The sequence below is a fragment of the Actinomadura sp. NBRC 104425 genome (assembly GCF_030269545.1).
Lineage (GTDB): Bacteria > Actinomycetota > Actinomycetes > Streptosporangiales > Streptosporangiaceae > Spirillospora > Spirillospora keratinilytica.
The window spans coordinates 324934-340512 of record NZ_BSTN01000002.1; the positions used below are offsets into that span (position 1 = coordinate 324934).

Genomic DNA, 15579 nt, shown 5'->3' on the forward strand with positions numbered 1-15579 from the left:
GGCCGGTAGAGGCCGTCCCCCGGCCGCAGGGTCAGAACTCGGCGTCCAGGGGGATCCGGCGGACCTCGGGAAGGTAGGCGTCCAGCTCGCCCGGCTCGAAGCGGCACATGCCGATGGCGTACCAGAATTCGGAGGTGGCGTCGCCCTCCCACTTGTAGTCGCCGGACGGCGCCAGGGCGGCCCAACCGGCGGGCAGCCCCAGCAGGGTGACGCGGCGGGCCGGGGCGGCGGGGTCGGACACGTCCCACAGGATGATGGCGCCGTCGTCGCCCGCGCTGGCCAGCAGCGTGCCGTCGGGGGAGAACGACAGCGACCACACGCGCCGGGTGTGGCCGGAAAGGGTGTGCACAGTGCGTCCGTCCCGCGGATCCCACAGCCGCACCACCAGGTCGTCCCCGGCGGTGGCCAGCAGCGTGCCGCTGGGGTGGAACGCGGCGCACCACAGCCGTCCGGCGTGGCCGGTCAGGACGCGGCGCGCCTGCCCCGAGTGCGGGTCCCACAGCCAGGCGGCGCCGTCGTTGCCGGCGCTGACGAGGGTGTCGCCGGTGGCGTCGAACTGCACCCGGTAGACGCGGTCGGTGTGGCCGCGCAGCGTGACGACGCATTCGCCGGTGCGGGCGTCCCACAGGCGGACGAGGCTGTCGTCGCAGCCGGTGGCGACCAGGCGGCCGTCGGGGGAGAAGTCGATGGACCGCACCCGGCCGCGGTGGTCGGCCAGGTTGACGGTCTCGCGGCCGGTGGTCCAGTACCACAGCCGGACGGTGTCGTCGTCGTTGGCGGTGGCCAGCACGTCCCCGTCGGGGCTGAACGCCTGCGCCCACACGTGGTCGGTCTCGGCGTTCAGCTCCCGTTCGAACACGCCCGTGCCGGCCTGCCACAGGTGGACGCCGCCGTCGTTGGTGGCGGTGGCCAGCTGCGCCCCGGCGGGGTTGAACGCGGCGGAGGTGAGGTTGTCGGCGGCGCCGCGCAGTTCCCGCACCAGGCGTCCGGTGCGCGGCTCCCACAGCCGTACCAGGCCGTCGTTGCCGCTGGAGGCCAGCAGCCCGCCGTCGGGGGAGAAGCACACGCCGGTGACGCGGCGGCCGTGTCCGCGCAGCACGGCCCTGCACTGCCCCGTCTCGGCGTCCCACAGCCGGGCGGTGCCGTCGTTGCTGCTGGTGGCGAGCTGGGAGCCGTCGGGGCGGAACGCGAACGGCCACACCGCCCCGCGGTGCCCGGCCAGTTCCACGCGCAGCCGCCCGGTCTCGGGGTCCCACAGGCGGATGGTCCCGGCGCTGTCGGCGGTGGCCAGGCGCCCCCCATCGGGGCTGAACGTCGCCTGGTAGATGGCGCCGCCGTGGCCGGTGAGGGTGCGGTGCAGGCGCCCGTCCCGCCACAGCCGCACTGAGCGGTCGGTGTCGCCGGTCACCATCAGGTCGCCGCCGGGGTGGAACGCGACGGCGTAGACGCGGCCGGTGTGGCCCACCAGTTCGTGCCGGATCTCCCCGGTGCGGATGTCCCACAGCCGCACCACGCCCGCCTCGTCGCCCGCGGCCAGCAGCGAGCCCCCCGGGTGGAACACCGCGCGGTAGACGGCGCCGCGGTGGCCGGTGAGCGTGCGTTGCAGCCGCCCCGTCACCAGGTCCCACACGCGCAGGACGCCCCCGGCGTCGCCCGTCACCATCACGGTGCCGGCGGGGTCGAACACCGCGGTGTAGATGGGCGCGGTGTGGCCGGGCAGCTCGTGGCGTTTCTCGCCGGTGGCGCAGTCCCACAGGCGGACGGTGCCGTCGGCCGCCCCCGCCGCCAGGAGCACGCCCCGGTGGGGGCCGTCGGGATGGGGCGGGCCGACGACGACGGGCCACACCCCTTCGGGGTGCACGGTGAGCGTGTGCGTGCAGCGGCCCGTCGCCAGGTCCCACAGCCGGATCGTGCCGTCGGCCGATCCGGTGGCCAGCAGGTCGCCGGTGGTGTCGAACACGACCGCGTAGGCGCGGTCGCGGTGGCCCAGGAGCGTGCGCAGGGGAGTACCCGTCACCGCGTCGCACACCAGCACGCCGCCGTCCTCGCCGCCCACCGCCAGGATGGACCCGCCCGGGCTGTAGGCCAGCGGCTGCGGCAGCCGGCTGGTGGCGAAGTGGAACCCGTAGGGGACGCCGATCCCGGCGGGGGCCACCTGCAGGTCCACGGGGCGGCCGGGGGCGATGGCGGCCTCGCGCAGCTCGGGCGCGGACGCGATGCGTTCCGGCAGGTTCGCGTCGATGAGGGCGGCGCGGGTCCAGCGGCTGCCGTCCACCGCCGCGTCCCGCAGGTCGGCGCGGGCCAGCCGCGCCCGCGACAGGTCCGCGCCGCGCAGGTCCGCGCCGGTCAGCCGGGCCCCGTCCAGCCGCGCCCCGGCCAGTGCCGCGTCCCGCAGCACCGCGCGCGACAGGTCGGCGCCGACCAGCTGCGCGTCGGTCAGGTCCGCGCCGGTCAGGTCGACGCCCTGGAAGTCGCGGTAGGACAGGTCCTCGCCGGCCAGGCGGGCGCCGCGCAGGTCGGTGCGCGCGGACGTGCGCAGCCGCGTGGTGATCTTGATGGCGTTGGAGCGGGCCACGTCGCCGGCGCTCGCGTCCGCCAGCACCCCGGCCGCCCACTCCTGGCAGGCGCGCGTGTCCGCAAGGTCGCACAGGAAGTCGACGGTCAGCTGCGACAGCGCGCGGGAGGCGAGCGCGCGCGGGGCCGCGCCCTTGGCGAACTCGTCGGCGATGTGCCGGGCGACGAGCCACTCCACCACCGACCCGTGGATGAAGCCGAACAGGCCCTCGTCGGTGCGCACCAGCAGGCTCCCCGCCCCGACCGCGTGCGTCACCTGGTGCGGCGACATGCGCCCCTCGGTGAGGCCGGTGAGCGTGTCGGCCACGTCGGCGAGTTCCGCCAGGCGCAGGAACGACTCGTTGGTCTCCCACAGCCGCAGCGCGAGCGTCCCCACCGCCTGCCACATCGCCTCGACGGTGAGCCCGGCCGGGCCCCCGGTGTGGCGGACCCGGTCGGCCTCGTACGCCAGCCACGACGACAGGATCTCCCGGTACAGGTCCGCGGGGCTGACGGTGTGGCGGGCGTGCGCGACCGCCCGCAGCCGCTCCTCGGGCAGGTCGGCGATGAAGCTCAGCATGCGCGGGTTGCTGGTCAGGCCCAGCAGCTCCTCCAGGCCCGCCAGGATGCGCAGCCGCTCGTCGGCCACGCGTTCGTCGCCGTAGCGGTTGACCAGGTACGCGCGGACCTGCGCGGGGGTGAAGTCCTCCAGGCTCAGCACCCGGCGGTGCGGCAGCACCCCCACCTTCTCGCCCAGCGCGGTGAACACCTGCGCCTGCGACTTGAAGTGCTGCGTGCGGCTCGCCACCACGATCTTCGCCTTGTCCTGGGCGGCCTGCAGCAGCGTGTCCAGGTGGTCGGCGGCCTGGTCGTAGGTGACGCGGGTGACCAGCTCGTCGAACCCGTCGAACAGCAGCACGATGCGGCCCTGCCGCAGCATGTAGTGGAACGCCTTGAGGTCGATCAACTCCTCGCCGTGGTTGGCCAGGTGCGCGGCGACCAGGCCGTCCACCGAGTGCGCCTTGTCCAGCGCGCGCAGCTCGATGAGGATCGGGACGACGTGCGGCAGCTCCTCGGGGATGCGGCGGGCCAGCTCCCGCAGCGCGAACGTCTTACCGCGCCCGAAGTCGCCGAGCAGCAGCAGGAACCGGCCGTGGTCGGCGGCCAGCAGGCGCAGCATCTCCTCGACGACGTCGTCGCGCACGGCGCTGCCCTCGGCGTCCGAGGGCGACCGGTCCAGCTCGCGGAAGCGCTGCGGCACGTACAGGGACGGCGGGTACAGGGGACCCGACGACAGCCGCGCCGTCTGGCCCGCCACGTACTCCGACAGGTCCAGCAGCCCCTGGAACTCGGTGAGGCTGCGCACGCGGATGCCGCGGCGGAGCGCGTCCTCGCGCAGCGACCGGGGCGGGGGCGGCCCCACGTAGACCAGCTCCGAGCCGTGGTCGGACCCGTCGGCGTGGACGTGCCGGACGAACGCGTCCACGTCCGCCTCCGTCACCTGCCCCACGTGCGCGCCGATGCGGTACTGGCGGACGAAGCCGTCCTCCAGGTGGGTGAGCAGCAGGTGCGGCGGGTCCTGGCCCCCGTCCGGGCGGGGCGCGGGCACCACGCGGCGGATCTGGGCGCGTTCGAACCGGGTCTCGCAGGCTTCGGCGATGCGGCCCAGCAGCCGCGCCGTGGGGTCGGGCGTGGGCTCGGCGTGCCCGTCGTCGACGGCCCGCTCGATCGGGGGGGTGGGGGCGGGCGGCGCGACCTGCGCGCGCAGCGGGGGGAACGTGCCGTCGACGCGGGCCCAGAACCGTTCCAGGCGTTCGGGGCCGCGCCGCTCCGCCTGGTCGGGGATCCAGCGTTCCAGGCCGTCGCGCCGTACGACGACGGTCTGGTGGCGGCCGGGGCCGAGCGCGGGCACGACCGGCGCCTGGGACGGCATCAGCCCGATCGCGCCCAGTTCCGAGGGCGTCCCCTGGAAGAACAGGTTGACGTGGGCGCCCAGCAGGGAGTCGACGGTGCCCGGGTCGCGCAGGGCGTCCCGCTCCCCGGCGAGGGGGCTGTGCGCGACGGCACCCAGGCGCAGCCAGCCCTCGTCCTCGAAGTGCCGCAGCCGTTCGGTGAACCAGGCGGCCTGGGCGCGCCCCACCTCGCCGTAGCGGTCCTCCGGGCGGTGGGTGAGCGGCAGCGTCGAGTTGAGCCCGGCCACGACCACCTTCAGGTCGTTGACCGGGAACAGCGTCCAGGGCTGGGCGCTGTCGAAGATGAGGCTGTCCAGCCCCTGGTAGAAGTCCTTGAACAGCGCCGCGAAGTGCCGCCACTTGGGCCAGTACGGCGGCTGCGGCTCGATGTCGTCGGCCTCGCAGCTGGAGAAGTACGCCTGGCACGCCGCCCGGGTGACGTCGTGGGGGCCGGGCACGACCACCACCCGCTGCGCCTCAAGGCCCAGCAGCGCCCGCAGGCTGGTCAGGAACGACAGCGCCTCGGCGAACTCCTTGCGGCTGCCCGAGTGGGTCAGGTCGCCCGTCACCACCAGCAGGTCGGGCCGCGGCACGCCCGCGTCGGCCAGCCGCGTCACATCGCTCCAGATGCGGTCCTGCAGTTCGGTGGCGGTGGTGGGCTCGTCCGGCTCGGCGAGGGTGCGCCCGAACCGGGGCCCGGACACGTGCAGCACGCTCAGCTGCTCGCGCGGCCCCGGGTCGTCGGCCCGGCCCGGGAAGGCGGGGGGCACGACGGGCGTGCGGCGCGCCGCGCGTTCGCCCGTGGGTTCGGGCAGCGCACCGCCGGGCGGCTGCGCGGAGGGCTCCTGGGACGCCCCCGGCGCGCCGGGGAAGGCCGGGCCGGAGTCCGGCCGCGCGTGCCCGGCCAGCGCCTCCTGGATGCGCCGCATCAGCAGCGCGCGCGCCTGCGCGGGGTCCTCCACCCCGACCAGGTCCACGTAGGTGATGGTCGACAGCAGCCCGTCGATGTCGCAGTCCTCGATGCGCACCGTGACGAGCTTGCGCGCGGGGTCGTCGGGGTCGGCGCGCAACGCCGTCATCCACTCCCACCGCCCGTACCGCGACCGCAGGTAGTTGCGCGACAGCACCGCGATGACCACCTTGGCCTCCGACAGGCCGCGGTCCATGAAGTCGATGAAGTTGGTGCCGGGGACGAAGTCCCACGCCTGCATCATCGTGCGGTGCCCGGCCGTCTCCAGCTGCCAGGCGATCCACGCCGCCCAGCGCTCGTCGGCAGGGGAGTAACTGATGAAGAAGTCAGTCGGGCGATCCTGCATGGACGAGCCGGAAGGGGGTGTCATGCGGCCAGTATCGCGCGCGCCGACGGGCCCGCGCATCGCCGCAACGCCCGCGCCGTAGGGGCTGCGGCCCCCGGGGCCCGGCCGCCGCGGAGCGTGGGACGGGGTGCGCTGTTGTGGGATCATGGCGGCCGTGGCCCCATCCAGCCAGACCATCAGGCGCGCTCTGGGCGCTCTCGGCGTGCTCGACTGGATCCGGATCGGCCTGCTGCTCCTGGGGCTGGTCTTCGTGGTCACCGGACTGCTGCCCAGCGCCGACGCCCGCGCCAGCATCGAACGCATCGCCCCCCTGCTGCTGTTCCTGTTCAGCGTCATCGTGCTGGCGGAACTGACCAAGGAGGCGGGGGTCTTCGACGCCATCGCCCTGGGCATGGCGCGGCTGGGGCGCGGCGCCTACCCGGCGCTGTTCCTGCTGTGCGTGGCGTTCGCCTCGGCCACCACCGTGTTCCTCAACCTGGACACCACCGCGGTGCTGCTCACCCCCGTCATGCTGGCGCTGGCCGCCAACGCGCGCATCGCGGCGCTGCCGCTGGCGATGACGACGGTGTGGCTGGCCAACACCGCCAGCCTGCTGCTGCCGGTGTCCAACCTGACGAACCTGCTGGCGGCCGACCGCGTCGCCCTGGAGACCCCCGAGTTCGCCGCCCGCATGTGGGCTCCGCAGCTGGCCGCGCTGGCGGTGACGATGACGCTGCTGTGGGTGTTCTACTGGCGGCGCCGGATGCGGGGCGCCGACCGTTACGAACCGCCGCCGCCCGCCCCCGTGCGCGACCGGGTGCTGTTCGCGGCGACGGGCGGGGCGTGCATGCTGTTCATCGGCTCGATCCTCGCGGGGGTGCACACGGGGATCGCACTGGGTCTGGCCGCCACCGCCGCCGCCGTGGTCGCCGTGGCGGCGTTCGCCGTCCGCGCCCCCGCCGCGCTGCGGCCGTCCCTGATCCCCTGGCAGCTGATGGTGTTCGTCACCGGGCTGTTCCTGGTCGAGCCGACGCTGGAGCGGTTCGGGCTGGACGAGGTGATGCGCGGGCTCGTCGGCGCCGACGACGGCCTGGGCGGCGCGCTGCGGGCGGCCTTCGCCGGCGGCGGCCTGGCCAACGCCATCAACAACCTGCCCGCCTACGTGGCGGGCGAGTCGGCCGTCCCGGTGGCCAACCACGACCAGCTGCTGGCGCTGCTGATCGGCACGAACGTCGGCCCCGTCATCACGCCGTGGGGGTCGCTGGCGACGCTGCTGTGGTTCGAGTGGTGCCGCCGGTGGGACGTGCGGGTGCCGATGGTGAAGTTCGTGGCGACCGGCGCGCTGCTGGCGGTGCTGGGGTGCGCCGCCGGTGTGGGCGTCCTGCTGCTCGCGCACTGACCCCTGGCGGTCACAGGCGCAGGCCGTTGACGGCGGTGGCGGCGGCGGTGGTCTCCAGGAGGCGGTCCAGCAGGTTCGCGCGGGCCGCCACGAAGCCGCGCTGCTCCGCGGGCAGGTCGATGTCGAGCTCGTAGGGGGAGCCGTCCAGGCCGCGCAGTTCCGCGCCCGCCTCGGCGGCCAGCAGCGCACCGGCGGGAAGGTCCACCATCTCGGGCCGGTAGCCGACGATGCCGTCGATGTCGCCGCGGGCCAGCATCACCCACGCCACCAGCGGCGCCCACAGCTGCAGCAGGCGCCCGCACCCGGCCTCCAGCGACGTGCGCATGCTCAGCGCGACCGGGTCGCCCCGCCCCACCTCGTGGCCTTGCGTCCAGGCCAGGACGGGGTGCTCGACGCGGCCCGGGCCGTCCAGGCGCAGCCGCGCACCGTCCGGCCCGTGGGCGCCCTGGCCGCGCGCCGCCGACCACGTGCGCGCCGTGACGGGGTCGTGGACGACCCCCAGCACCGGAACCGACCCCCTGCACAGGGCCAGTCCCACCGCGTACACGGGCATGCCGATCGCGACGTTGTTCGTGCCGTCCAGCGGGTCCACCAGCCACACCATGCCGTCGCCGCCCTCCAGGACGCCCGACTCCTCGGCGATGATGCGGTGGCCCGGGTAGACGGCCCGCAGCCTGCGCAGGATCAGCTCCTCGGCCGCGGTGTCCAGGTCGGTGACCACGTCGCCGTGGTCGCCTTTCGCGCGCATCCGCAGCGGCTCGCACATGCGTGCGCGCAGCAGCGCCCCCGCCGCCTCGGCGGCGTCCACGGCGACCTGACGGGCCTGGACGAGGTCGACCGGATCGGCCTGGGCGGGGGGAGGGGTTTTCATCGGACCTCTCCAATCGGGGGGCGGACGCTAGGGCCGCGCCGAGCGGCGCGGTGCCGGGGTGCCATCGGGCCCCGGACGGGGCGGGGCGGGTTCGGGGGACGTCTGGCGTGCGGCGCCCGCGCCGGTGCCCCCCGGACGGGCGGCGTCGGCGGCCGGGGCCCGGACGTAACGCGGCGGCAGCGAGTACTCGGCGGCGATGCGCTGCGCCGAACGCAGGGCGGCGCGGGCGGCCTCGTCCGGGTCGCAGTTCGCCCGCCGCACCTGGTGCGTGGGCAGGTCGAGCGGGCCCAGGGACAGGTCGCCCCCGTCGGGGATCTGCCGGCCCAGCGCCACCGTGGCGGCGTCCGGCTCGCCCTCGATGACGGTGCTGTGGAACGCGCCCGCGGGCAGGCTGTAGGTCTCGCCGGTGCGGTGCGTGGCGGCGTCGCCGGGGGAGTACCGGACGGTGCGGCCGGTGGCGCGCAGCTCGTCCACGCCGCCGCGGCTCACCACTTCGAACACCCGGTGCGTGGCCGGGTCCTCCTCGACGACGCGTGCCCGCATGTTCCGCACCTTTCCGTACAGGACGAAGCTGACCAGGTCCCAGCTGTGGCAGTGCACCAGCGACGTGGTCGACGGCGCGGGCGTGACCTGCGGGGACCAGATGTGCAGGCACACCCCCAGCTGGCCGCGCCGCTCCACGGGCAGGCACAGAAAGCCCAGCGGGTGCCGCACCGGGGCGATGGGGGACCGCCCTTGCGCGACGTCCACCAGGATGTCGCGCGCCCACGCGGGCAGCGACCCCGCCGCGGTGCCCGCGGCGATCTCGCCGTAGACGGCGCCGTAGACGCCGCCGTGCAGGTCCGGAAAGCGCATCACCGTCACTCGTAGGGGTCCTTGGCGCGCAGCGCCTTGCGGATGATGTCGATGACGTCGCGGTCGGTGTAGGAGCCCGGCAGTTCGATCCCGGTGACCTCGAACAGCTTGCGCGCCTCCTCGACGGTCGGCTCGTCGTCCAGCGGCGCCAGCCGGGCCTGCTCGACCGGCACCCGGCGCGCCTGGTCGAGGCTGGTCTGCAGCTCGGCGGCGCACCAGGCGTAGAAGAACTTGCCGCTGTCGACCACCAGCGCCTCGCCGCGCGGATCGTCCCGCGTGATCACCAGGCGGGACGCGGCCAGGTCGTAGCGCAGCGTCGTCATCGTCTGTGACAGGCCGATGTCGATGTCGAGCATGTTGAAGCGCTGCTTGTGCCAGCAGGCCGCCAGGATCGTGGCGTAGGCCTCCTTGCGGGTGCGGTCCAGCGTCCACGGCTCGCCCGTGGCGTCCGGCCGGTCCGACACCGACCGGCGGTGCCGCGCGTAGGACTCGCACACGGTCACGTTGGTGGGGTCGATGATCTCCAGCCGGACCAGCAGGGTGCGGCGCTCGCGGCGGGCCGCGGCCACGCACTCCGGCAGCGTCCGCGCCCGGATGTAGGTGCCGGTGCCGCCCTTGAAGAACCACCGGTCGGTGTCGCGGCGGGCCTCGGCGAGCACCTGCCCCACCTGCGCGCCGTCGATGACCCGCACCACCGCCGTCTCGTCCAGGGCGCGCTTGGTGTCGGACATGACGCCCTCGAAACGCTCGATCTGCGCCAGCCGCTCGCCCAGCTCTTCCAGGGTGGCCGAGGACGACCGCAGCGTGTCGCGGACCTCGGCCTCCACCGGGACGCGGCGGGCGCGGTCACGCAGCACCGAGGTGGCCAGCAGGCCGATCACCGCCAGGATCGCGCTGTCGGTCACCTCGTCCGGCACCCGCACGCCGAGGCCGATCACGGCGACGGCGACGGCCAGCACCAGGGCGATGAGGGCGTCGGCGTTCTTCCCGAGCCAAAGCGCGAATCGCGTCATCGCAGCACAGTTCCCCGTCCATCGGCGGCGCCGTCATCGTAACCAGACCGCCACAGCGGGGCCACCGTCCCCGGCGCCCGATCGATGTGCCCGTAGGGCCGCGAGGAGGGCGGCCGCCCGGGGCCCGCCGGAAAAACCGGCGCCGGATCGTCCGCACAACGGGACCGCTTATTACGGATGTGCCGCCACACGCGCTGCGGTACCGCCGGAACGTCGTAAAAACGACGGGGCCGATCGACCTGGGCTATAGGCTCGTCACCATGCGAATCCGGGGCTGGTGGGAGGGCTTTCGGGAGTGGTGGTGGGAGCTGTGGCCGACCCGCCGCTCCCAGGCGCTCGACCTGTCCCTCGCCGTCGCGCTCGCCGCCGTCGACGGGGTCTTCCTCTGGTTCGCCACCGACGGCTTCTGGCTTCCGCCCGTTGCCGTGTCGCTGTGCAGCGCGGTGCTGGCCCTCGGGCTGGCGGTGCGGCGCCGCCACCCGGTGGCCCTGGCCCTGTTCGCCGTCGCCTTCGGGGCGGCCCTGGGCGCGGGCGCCTTCTCGACGCTCGTGATCCTCTACTCGCTGGGCGCCTACACCGCGTCACGGCGCACCGTGCTCGCCATCGCGGCGCTGAACTTCGCCGCCTACCTGCTGGTGCCGGGCCCGACCGCCGCCAAGGAACCCTTCCTCGGCCTGCTGGTCGCGGGCGTCACGTTCATCTTCTCCCCGGTGCTGCTGGGCCTCTACATGGGCGCCCGCAAGCAGCTGTTCGCCTCCCTGCAGGAACGCGCCGAGCGCCTGGAACTGGAGCAGCACCTGCTCGCCGAACGCGCGCGCGCCGAGGAACGCACCCGCATCGCCCGGGAGATGCACGACGTCGTCGCCAACCGCATCAGCGTCATGGTGGTGCACGCGGGGGCGCTCAAGGCCGTCGCCGCCCGCGACCCCGCACGGGCGGCCGAGACGGCGGCCGTCATCGGCGACATGGGACGGCAGGCCCTGGAGGAGCTGCGCCAGGTCATCGGCGTGCTGCGGCACGGCGAAGACGTGCTGCCGCAGACCTCCCCGACGCTGGCCGACGTGCGCGACCTGGTCGACCAGTCCGGCGCCACCGGCCTGCGCGTCGACCTGCGGGTCCGGGGCGAGGAGCGGCCTATGCCCCCGGCGGTCAGCCGCGCGGTGTACCGGCTCGTCCAGGAGGCTTTGACCAACGTCCACAAGCACGCCGGCGACGCCGACACCAGCGTCGACCTGCGGCTGCGGCCCGAGGCCGTCGAGGTCGAGGTGACCAACGCCCCGCCGCGCGCGGCGCCCGCCCACGGCCTGCCCAGCGGCGGCAACGGCCTGCTCGGGCTGCGCGAGCGGGTCACCGCCCTCGGCGGGGTGTTCACCGCCGGGCAGTGCGACGGCGGCGGCTTCCGCGTCCGCGCCCACCTGCCCCTCCCGGCCCCCTCCTCACCGCACTGATCAAGGCTCTGACCTGGGGAAACGTCCTCCGGTACGACATTGTCGGACCCGCTGCATAAAGTGGGGAACGGCGGATCACCCCGGTCCGCCGCGGACCCGGTACGGGGGGAGGCGGAATGCGGCCGATCACCGACCTGCAGCGCAAGGTCGCGCCGTTCGAGGTCGTCACGGAGATGACGCCGTCCGGGGACCAGCCCGAGGCGATCAACGAGCTGGCCCGGCGGGTGGAGCGCGGCGACAAGGACGTCGTGCTGCTCGGCGCCACCGGCACCGGCAAGACCGCCACGATCGCCTGGCTGATCGAAAGGCTGCAGCGCCCCGTCCTGGTGATGCAGCCCAACAAGACGCTGGCCGCGCAGTTCGCCAACGAGCTGCGGGAGATGCTGCCGAACAACGCCGTCGAGTACTTCGTGTCGTACTACGACTACTACCAGCCCGAGGCGTACATCCCGCAGACCGACACCTACATCGAGAAGGACTCCTCGATCAACGACGAGGTCGACCGGCTGCGCCACTCGGCCACCAACTCGCTGCTGACCCGCCGCGACACCGTCGTGGTCGCCTCGGTGTCGTGCATCTACGGCCTGGGCACCCCGCAGGAGTACGTCGACCGGATGGTCCCGCTGCGCGTCGGCGACGAGATCGAGCGCGACGAGCTGCTGCGCCGGCTGGTCGAGATGCAGTACACCCGCAACGACCTGTCGTTCACCCGCGGCACGTTCCGGGTCCGCGGCGACACCATCGAGATCATCCCGCAGTACGAGGAGCTCGCCGTCCGCATCGAGATGTTCGGCGACGAGATCGAGAAGCTGGCCACCCTGCATCCGCTCACCGGCGAGGTCCTGTCGGAGGACGAGGAGGTCTACGTCTTCCCCGCCTCCCACTACGTCGCCGGGCCCGAGCGCATGGAGCGCGCCATCCGCGACATCGAGGCCGAGCTGGAGGAGCGCCTGGCCGAGCTGGAGCGGCAGGGCAAGCTGCTGGAGGCGCAGCGGCTGCGCATGCGCACCACCTACGACATCGAGATGATGCGCCAGGTCGGCACCTGCTCGGGCATCGAGAACTACTCCCGGCACATCGACGGCCGCCCCGCCGGGTCGGCGCCCAACACCCTGCTGGACTTCTTCCCCGAGGACTTCCTGCTGGTCATCGACGAGTCCCACCAGACCGTCCCGCAGATCGGCGCCATGTACGAGGGCGACGCCTCCCGCAAGCGGATGCTGGTCGAGCACGGCTTCCGCCTGCCGTCGGCCATGGACAACCGCCCGCTGAAGTGGGAGGAGTTCCTGGAGCGCATCGGGCAGACCGTCTACCTGTCGGCCACCCCCGGCCCCTACGAGATGGAGCGCGTCCAGGGCGACGTCGTCGAGCAGGTCATCCGCCCCACCGGCCTGCTCGACCCGGAGATCGTGGTCAAGCCCACCAAGGGCCAGATCGACGACCTGGTGCACGAGATCCGCGAACGCACCGCCCGCGACGAGCGCGTCCTGGTCACCACGCTGACCAAGAAGATGGCCGAGGACCTCACCGACTACCTGCTGGAGCTCGGCATCCAGGTGCGCTACCTGCACAGCGAGGTCGACACGCTGCGCCGCATCGAGCTGCTGCGCGAGCTGCGCTCCGGCGAGTTCGACGTGCTGGTCGGCATCAACCTGCTGCGCGAGGGACTGGACCTGCCCGAGGTGTCGCTGGTGGCGATCCTGGACGCCGACAAGGAGGGCTTCCTGCGCTCGGAGACCTCGCTGATCCAGACGATCGGCCGCGCCGCCCGCAACGTGTCCGGCCAGGTGCACATGTACGCCGACACCGTCACCCCGTCCATGCAGCGGGCGATCGACGAGACCAACCGGCGTCGCGCCAAGCAGCAGGCCTACAACGCCGAGCACGGCATCGAACCGCGCGCCCTGCGCAAGCGGATCGCCGACATCCTCGACTCCCTGGCCCGCGAGGACGCCGACACCCAGACCCTCATCGGCGGCGCGGCCCGCCAGCAGAGCCGCGGCAAGGCGCCCGTGCCCGGCCTGGCCTCCCGCGCTCGCGAGGCCGGCCGCCACGCCGCCGACCTGGTCGGCGAACGCCCCCGCGAGGAGCTGGAGTCGCTGATCGAGGAAATGACCGCCCAAATGCACCAGGCCGCCGCCGACCTGCAGTTCGAACTCGCCGCCCGGCTCCGCGACGAGATCAAGGAACTGAAGCGCGAACTGCGCGAGATGAAGGAGGCCGGCGTCCGCTGACCCGCCCCCGACCGCCCTTCCGCCACACGCCCGTGCGCCCCCGAATGCGCCTAACCGGTCACTCCGGGGATCTCGACGCCGGTGCGAACGGCTGGGCGGCCGCGAGGCGCCCGCGGTGGATCCCGGTGGCGACGCAGCCGCCGTTCAACGGACGTCAGGCGGGGGCAGGGCGATGGGGCGGCCGGGGGTCGGGAGGTGGAGGCGGTCGGCGAGGGCGGCCTTGGTGAAGGCGGCCTCGACGTCGGCGGGGCCCTCGGTGAAGTGGGTCCAGCCCTCGATGTGCAGTGGGACGACGTGGCGGGCGCCGAGGATGCGGGTGGCTTCGGTCATCGCGGCGGCGCCCAGGGTGAACTGCGCGTCGCCGATCGGGGGAGTGCGGACCGCGCCGCCGAACAGCAGTGCCACGTCGATGCGCGGGAAGCGCGTCGCGATCTCGCGGACGACGTCCAGGGAGGCGTTGTCGCCGCTGACGTACACGGTCGGCAGGCCGGCGCCGGTCAGCACGAATCCGATGACCTCTCCGGTGAGGTGCTCGGTGCCCGGCGGGCCGTGCAGAGCCGGCACCGCGGTGATCCGTACGGGGCCGAGGTCGCGGTATTGCCACGGGCGCAGGGCGGTGACGCCGGGGACGCGGCCCGCCGCGGCGGTGGTGCTCAGCACCAGCGGGACCGTGCCGAGCAGGGCCCGGCCGGCGTGGTCGAGGTTGTCGGGGTGCTGGTCGTGGGAGAGCAGTACGGCGTCGACGGCTCCGATCCCGGCGGCGTCGACGGCGGGCGGGGCCAACTTGGTCAGGACGTGGTCGCCGATCGGGTAGTCGCCGGGCGGGTCGAAGGTGGGGTCGGTGACCAGGCGCAGGCCGCCGAGTTCCAGCACGGCGGTCGGGCCGCCGACCGGCAGGATCGTCATGGTCATGGGACGTACTGTGCCGGGCCGGGCGGAGCCGCAGGAGTGGCGTGAACGCCATGGTGCGATAGGATCCGGCCATGCCCCGGGACCCCAGGACGATCGGCGTGGTGCTCGGCGACGACGCGCCGATGCTGGAGATCGCCGTGCCCGAGCGGGTGTTCGGCCTGGCGGTGCCCGGCGGCCCCGCGTTCGAGGTGGTGGCCGTCCCCGAGCGTCCCGGCCCGTTGACGACCAGCGCGGGCATCCGGGTCAGCGCCCCGCACCCGCTGGAGGCGCTGGACCGGGCCGGCATGGTGATCGTCCCGGGCTGGCGGGAACCGGACCGGGCGTCCGCCGCGCCGCCGGTGCTGGAGGCGCTGCTCGCCGCCCACGCCGACGGGGCGATCGTGGTCGGGCTGTGCCTGGGCGCCTTCGTGCTGGCCGAGGCGGGCCTGCTGGACGGGCGCCGGGCCACCACGCACTGGCGCCACACCGCCGACCTCGCCGCCGGGTACCCGGGCGTGGCGGTGGTCGACGACGCGCTGTACGTGGACGAGGGCACGATCGTGACCAGCGCGGGGAGCGCCGCCGGCATCGACGCCTGCCTGTACCTGCTGCGGCGCGAGCACGGCGCGGCGGTGGCCAACGCGGTCGCGCGGGCGCTGGTGGTGGCGCCGCAGCGGACCGGCGGGCAGGCCCAGTTCATCGAGCGTCCGGTGCCCGAGCCGCCGGTGGGCGACGCGATCAGCGACGCGGTGGCGTACGCGCTGGCGCACCTGGACGATCCGCGCCTGGACGTCGCCCGGCTGGCCGCCGCGGCGCACATGAGCCGCCGCACGTTCGACCGGCGGTTCCGCCAGTCCACCGGCGTGTCGCCGCTGCGCTGGCTGCTGACCCAGCGGGTGCTGCGCGCCCAGCACCTGTTGGAGAGCACGGACCTGGGCGTCGACGCGGTGGCGCGGCGGTCCGGGTTCTCCGACGGCGTGGCGCTGCGTCCGCACTTCCGCAGGCTCGTGGGCGTGCCCCCGCAGGCCTACCGCAACGCTTTCCGCGCCACATGACCCTGGGAGGTTC

At 74.1% G+C, this 15579-nt stretch carries 9 protein-coding genes; 4 read left to right on the forward strand and 5 right to left on the reverse strand.

Features of this window, described 5'->3' with window-relative positions:
• Positions 1-31: 31 nt before the first annotated feature.
• Positions 32-5845, reverse strand: a complete 5814-nt coding sequence (locus QSK22_RS04620) for a WD40 domain-containing protein (protein ID WP_285492671.1) — start codon at positions 5843-5845, stop codon at positions 32-34.
• A gap of 121 nt (positions 5846-5966) precedes the next feature.
• Between QSK22_RS04620 and QSK22_RS04625 the strand changes: the two genes are divergently transcribed.
• On the forward strand, positions 5967-7199 hold the full coding sequence (locus QSK22_RS04625; RefSeq protein ID WP_285492672.1) for an ArsB/NhaD family transporter: 1233 nt from the start codon (positions 5967-5969) through the stop codon (positions 7197-7199).
• Positions 7200-7209: 10 nt separating this feature from the next.
• Here QSK22_RS04625 and QSK22_RS04630 read toward each other — a convergent pair whose 3' ends face one another.
• The 3 genes from QSK22_RS04630 to QSK22_RS04640 are packed head-to-tail and all read right to left on the reverse strand — an operon-like array spanning position 7210 to position 9938.
• Positions 7210-8070 (reverse strand): inositol monophosphatase family protein, encoded by an 861-nt coding sequence (locus QSK22_RS04630; protein WP_285492673.1) that lies wholly within the window; start codon positions 8068-8070, stop codon positions 7210-7212.
• 27 nt (positions 8071-8097) lie between these two features.
• The gene (locus QSK22_RS04635; protein WP_285492674.1) at positions 8098-8934 is read right to left on the reverse strand and encodes a hypothetical protein; all 837 of its coding nucleotides are present in this window, start codon (positions 8932-8934) and stop codon (positions 8098-8100) included.
• Entirely contained in the window at positions 8931-9938 is a 1008-nt protein-coding gene (locus QSK22_RS04640; protein WP_285492675.1) for a hypothetical protein, read from the reverse strand. Before QSK22_RS04640 ends, QSK22_RS04635 begins: the two co-directional genes overlap by 4 nt.
• A 260-nt stretch (positions 9939-10198) precedes the next feature.
• On the opposite strand from QSK22_RS04640, the gene QSK22_RS04645 reads away from it, so the two are divergent.
• On the forward strand, positions 10199-11386 hold the full coding sequence (locus QSK22_RS04645) for a sensor histidine kinase (RefSeq protein WP_285492676.1): 1188 nt from the start codon (positions 10199-10201) through the stop codon (positions 11384-11386).
• A 116-nt stretch (positions 11387-11502) separates the two neighbouring features.
• The gene (uvrB, locus tag QSK22_RS04650) at positions 11503-13620 is read left to right on the forward strand and encodes an excinuclease ABC subunit UvrB (RefSeq protein WP_285492677.1); all 2118 of its coding nucleotides are present in this window, start codon (positions 11503-11505) and stop codon (positions 13618-13620) included.
• 144 nt (positions 13621-13764) lie between these two features.
• Here uvrB and QSK22_RS04655 read toward each other — a convergent pair whose 3' ends face one another.
• A complete protein-coding gene (locus QSK22_RS04655; protein ID WP_285492678.1) occupies positions 13765-14532 on the reverse strand; it encodes an MBL fold metallo-hydrolase in 768 nt (255 codons plus the stop codon).
• 71 nt (positions 14533-14603) lie between these two features.
• Between QSK22_RS04655 and QSK22_RS04660 the strand changes: the two genes are divergently transcribed.
• Positions 14604-15566 (forward strand): GlxA family transcriptional regulator, encoded by a 963-nt coding sequence (locus QSK22_RS04660; protein ID WP_285492679.1) that lies wholly within the window; start codon positions 14604-14606, stop codon positions 15564-15566.
• The last annotated feature ends 13 nt before the right edge of the window (positions 15567-15579 follow it).

Excerpts from the sequence above, each read along its gene's own strand:
- QSK22_RS04620 (WP_285492671.1), bottom strand. The coding sequence starts at position 5,845 with ATGACACCCCCTTCCGGCTCGTCCATGCAGGATCGCCCGACTGACTTC.
- QSK22_RS04625 (WP_285492672.1), top strand. The coding sequence starts at position 5,967 with ATGGCGGCCGTGGCCCCATCCAGCCAGACCATCAGGCGCGCTCTGGGC.
- QSK22_RS04630 (WP_285492673.1), bottom strand. The coding sequence starts at position 8,070 with ATGAAAACCCCTCCCCCCGCCCAGGCCGATCCGGTCGACCTCGTCCAG.
- QSK22_RS04640 (WP_285492675.1), bottom strand. The coding sequence starts at position 9,938 with ATGACGCGATTCGCGCTTTGGCTCGGGAAGAACGCCGACGCCCTCATC.
- QSK22_RS04645 (WP_285492676.1), top strand. The coding sequence starts at position 10,199 with ATGCGAATCCGGGGCTGGTGGGAGGGCTTTCGGGAGTGGTGGTGGGAG.
- uvrB (WP_285492677.1), top strand. The coding sequence starts at position 11,503 with ATGCGGCCGATCACCGACCTGCAGCGCAAGGTCGCGCCGTTCGAGGTC.
- QSK22_RS04655 (WP_285492678.1), bottom strand. The coding sequence starts at position 14,532 with ATGACCATGACGATCCTGCCGGTCGGCGGCCCGACCGCCGTGCTGGAA.
- QSK22_RS04660 (WP_285492679.1), top strand. The coding sequence starts at position 14,604 with ATGCCCCGGGACCCCAGGACGATCGGCGTGGTGCTCGGCGACGACGCG.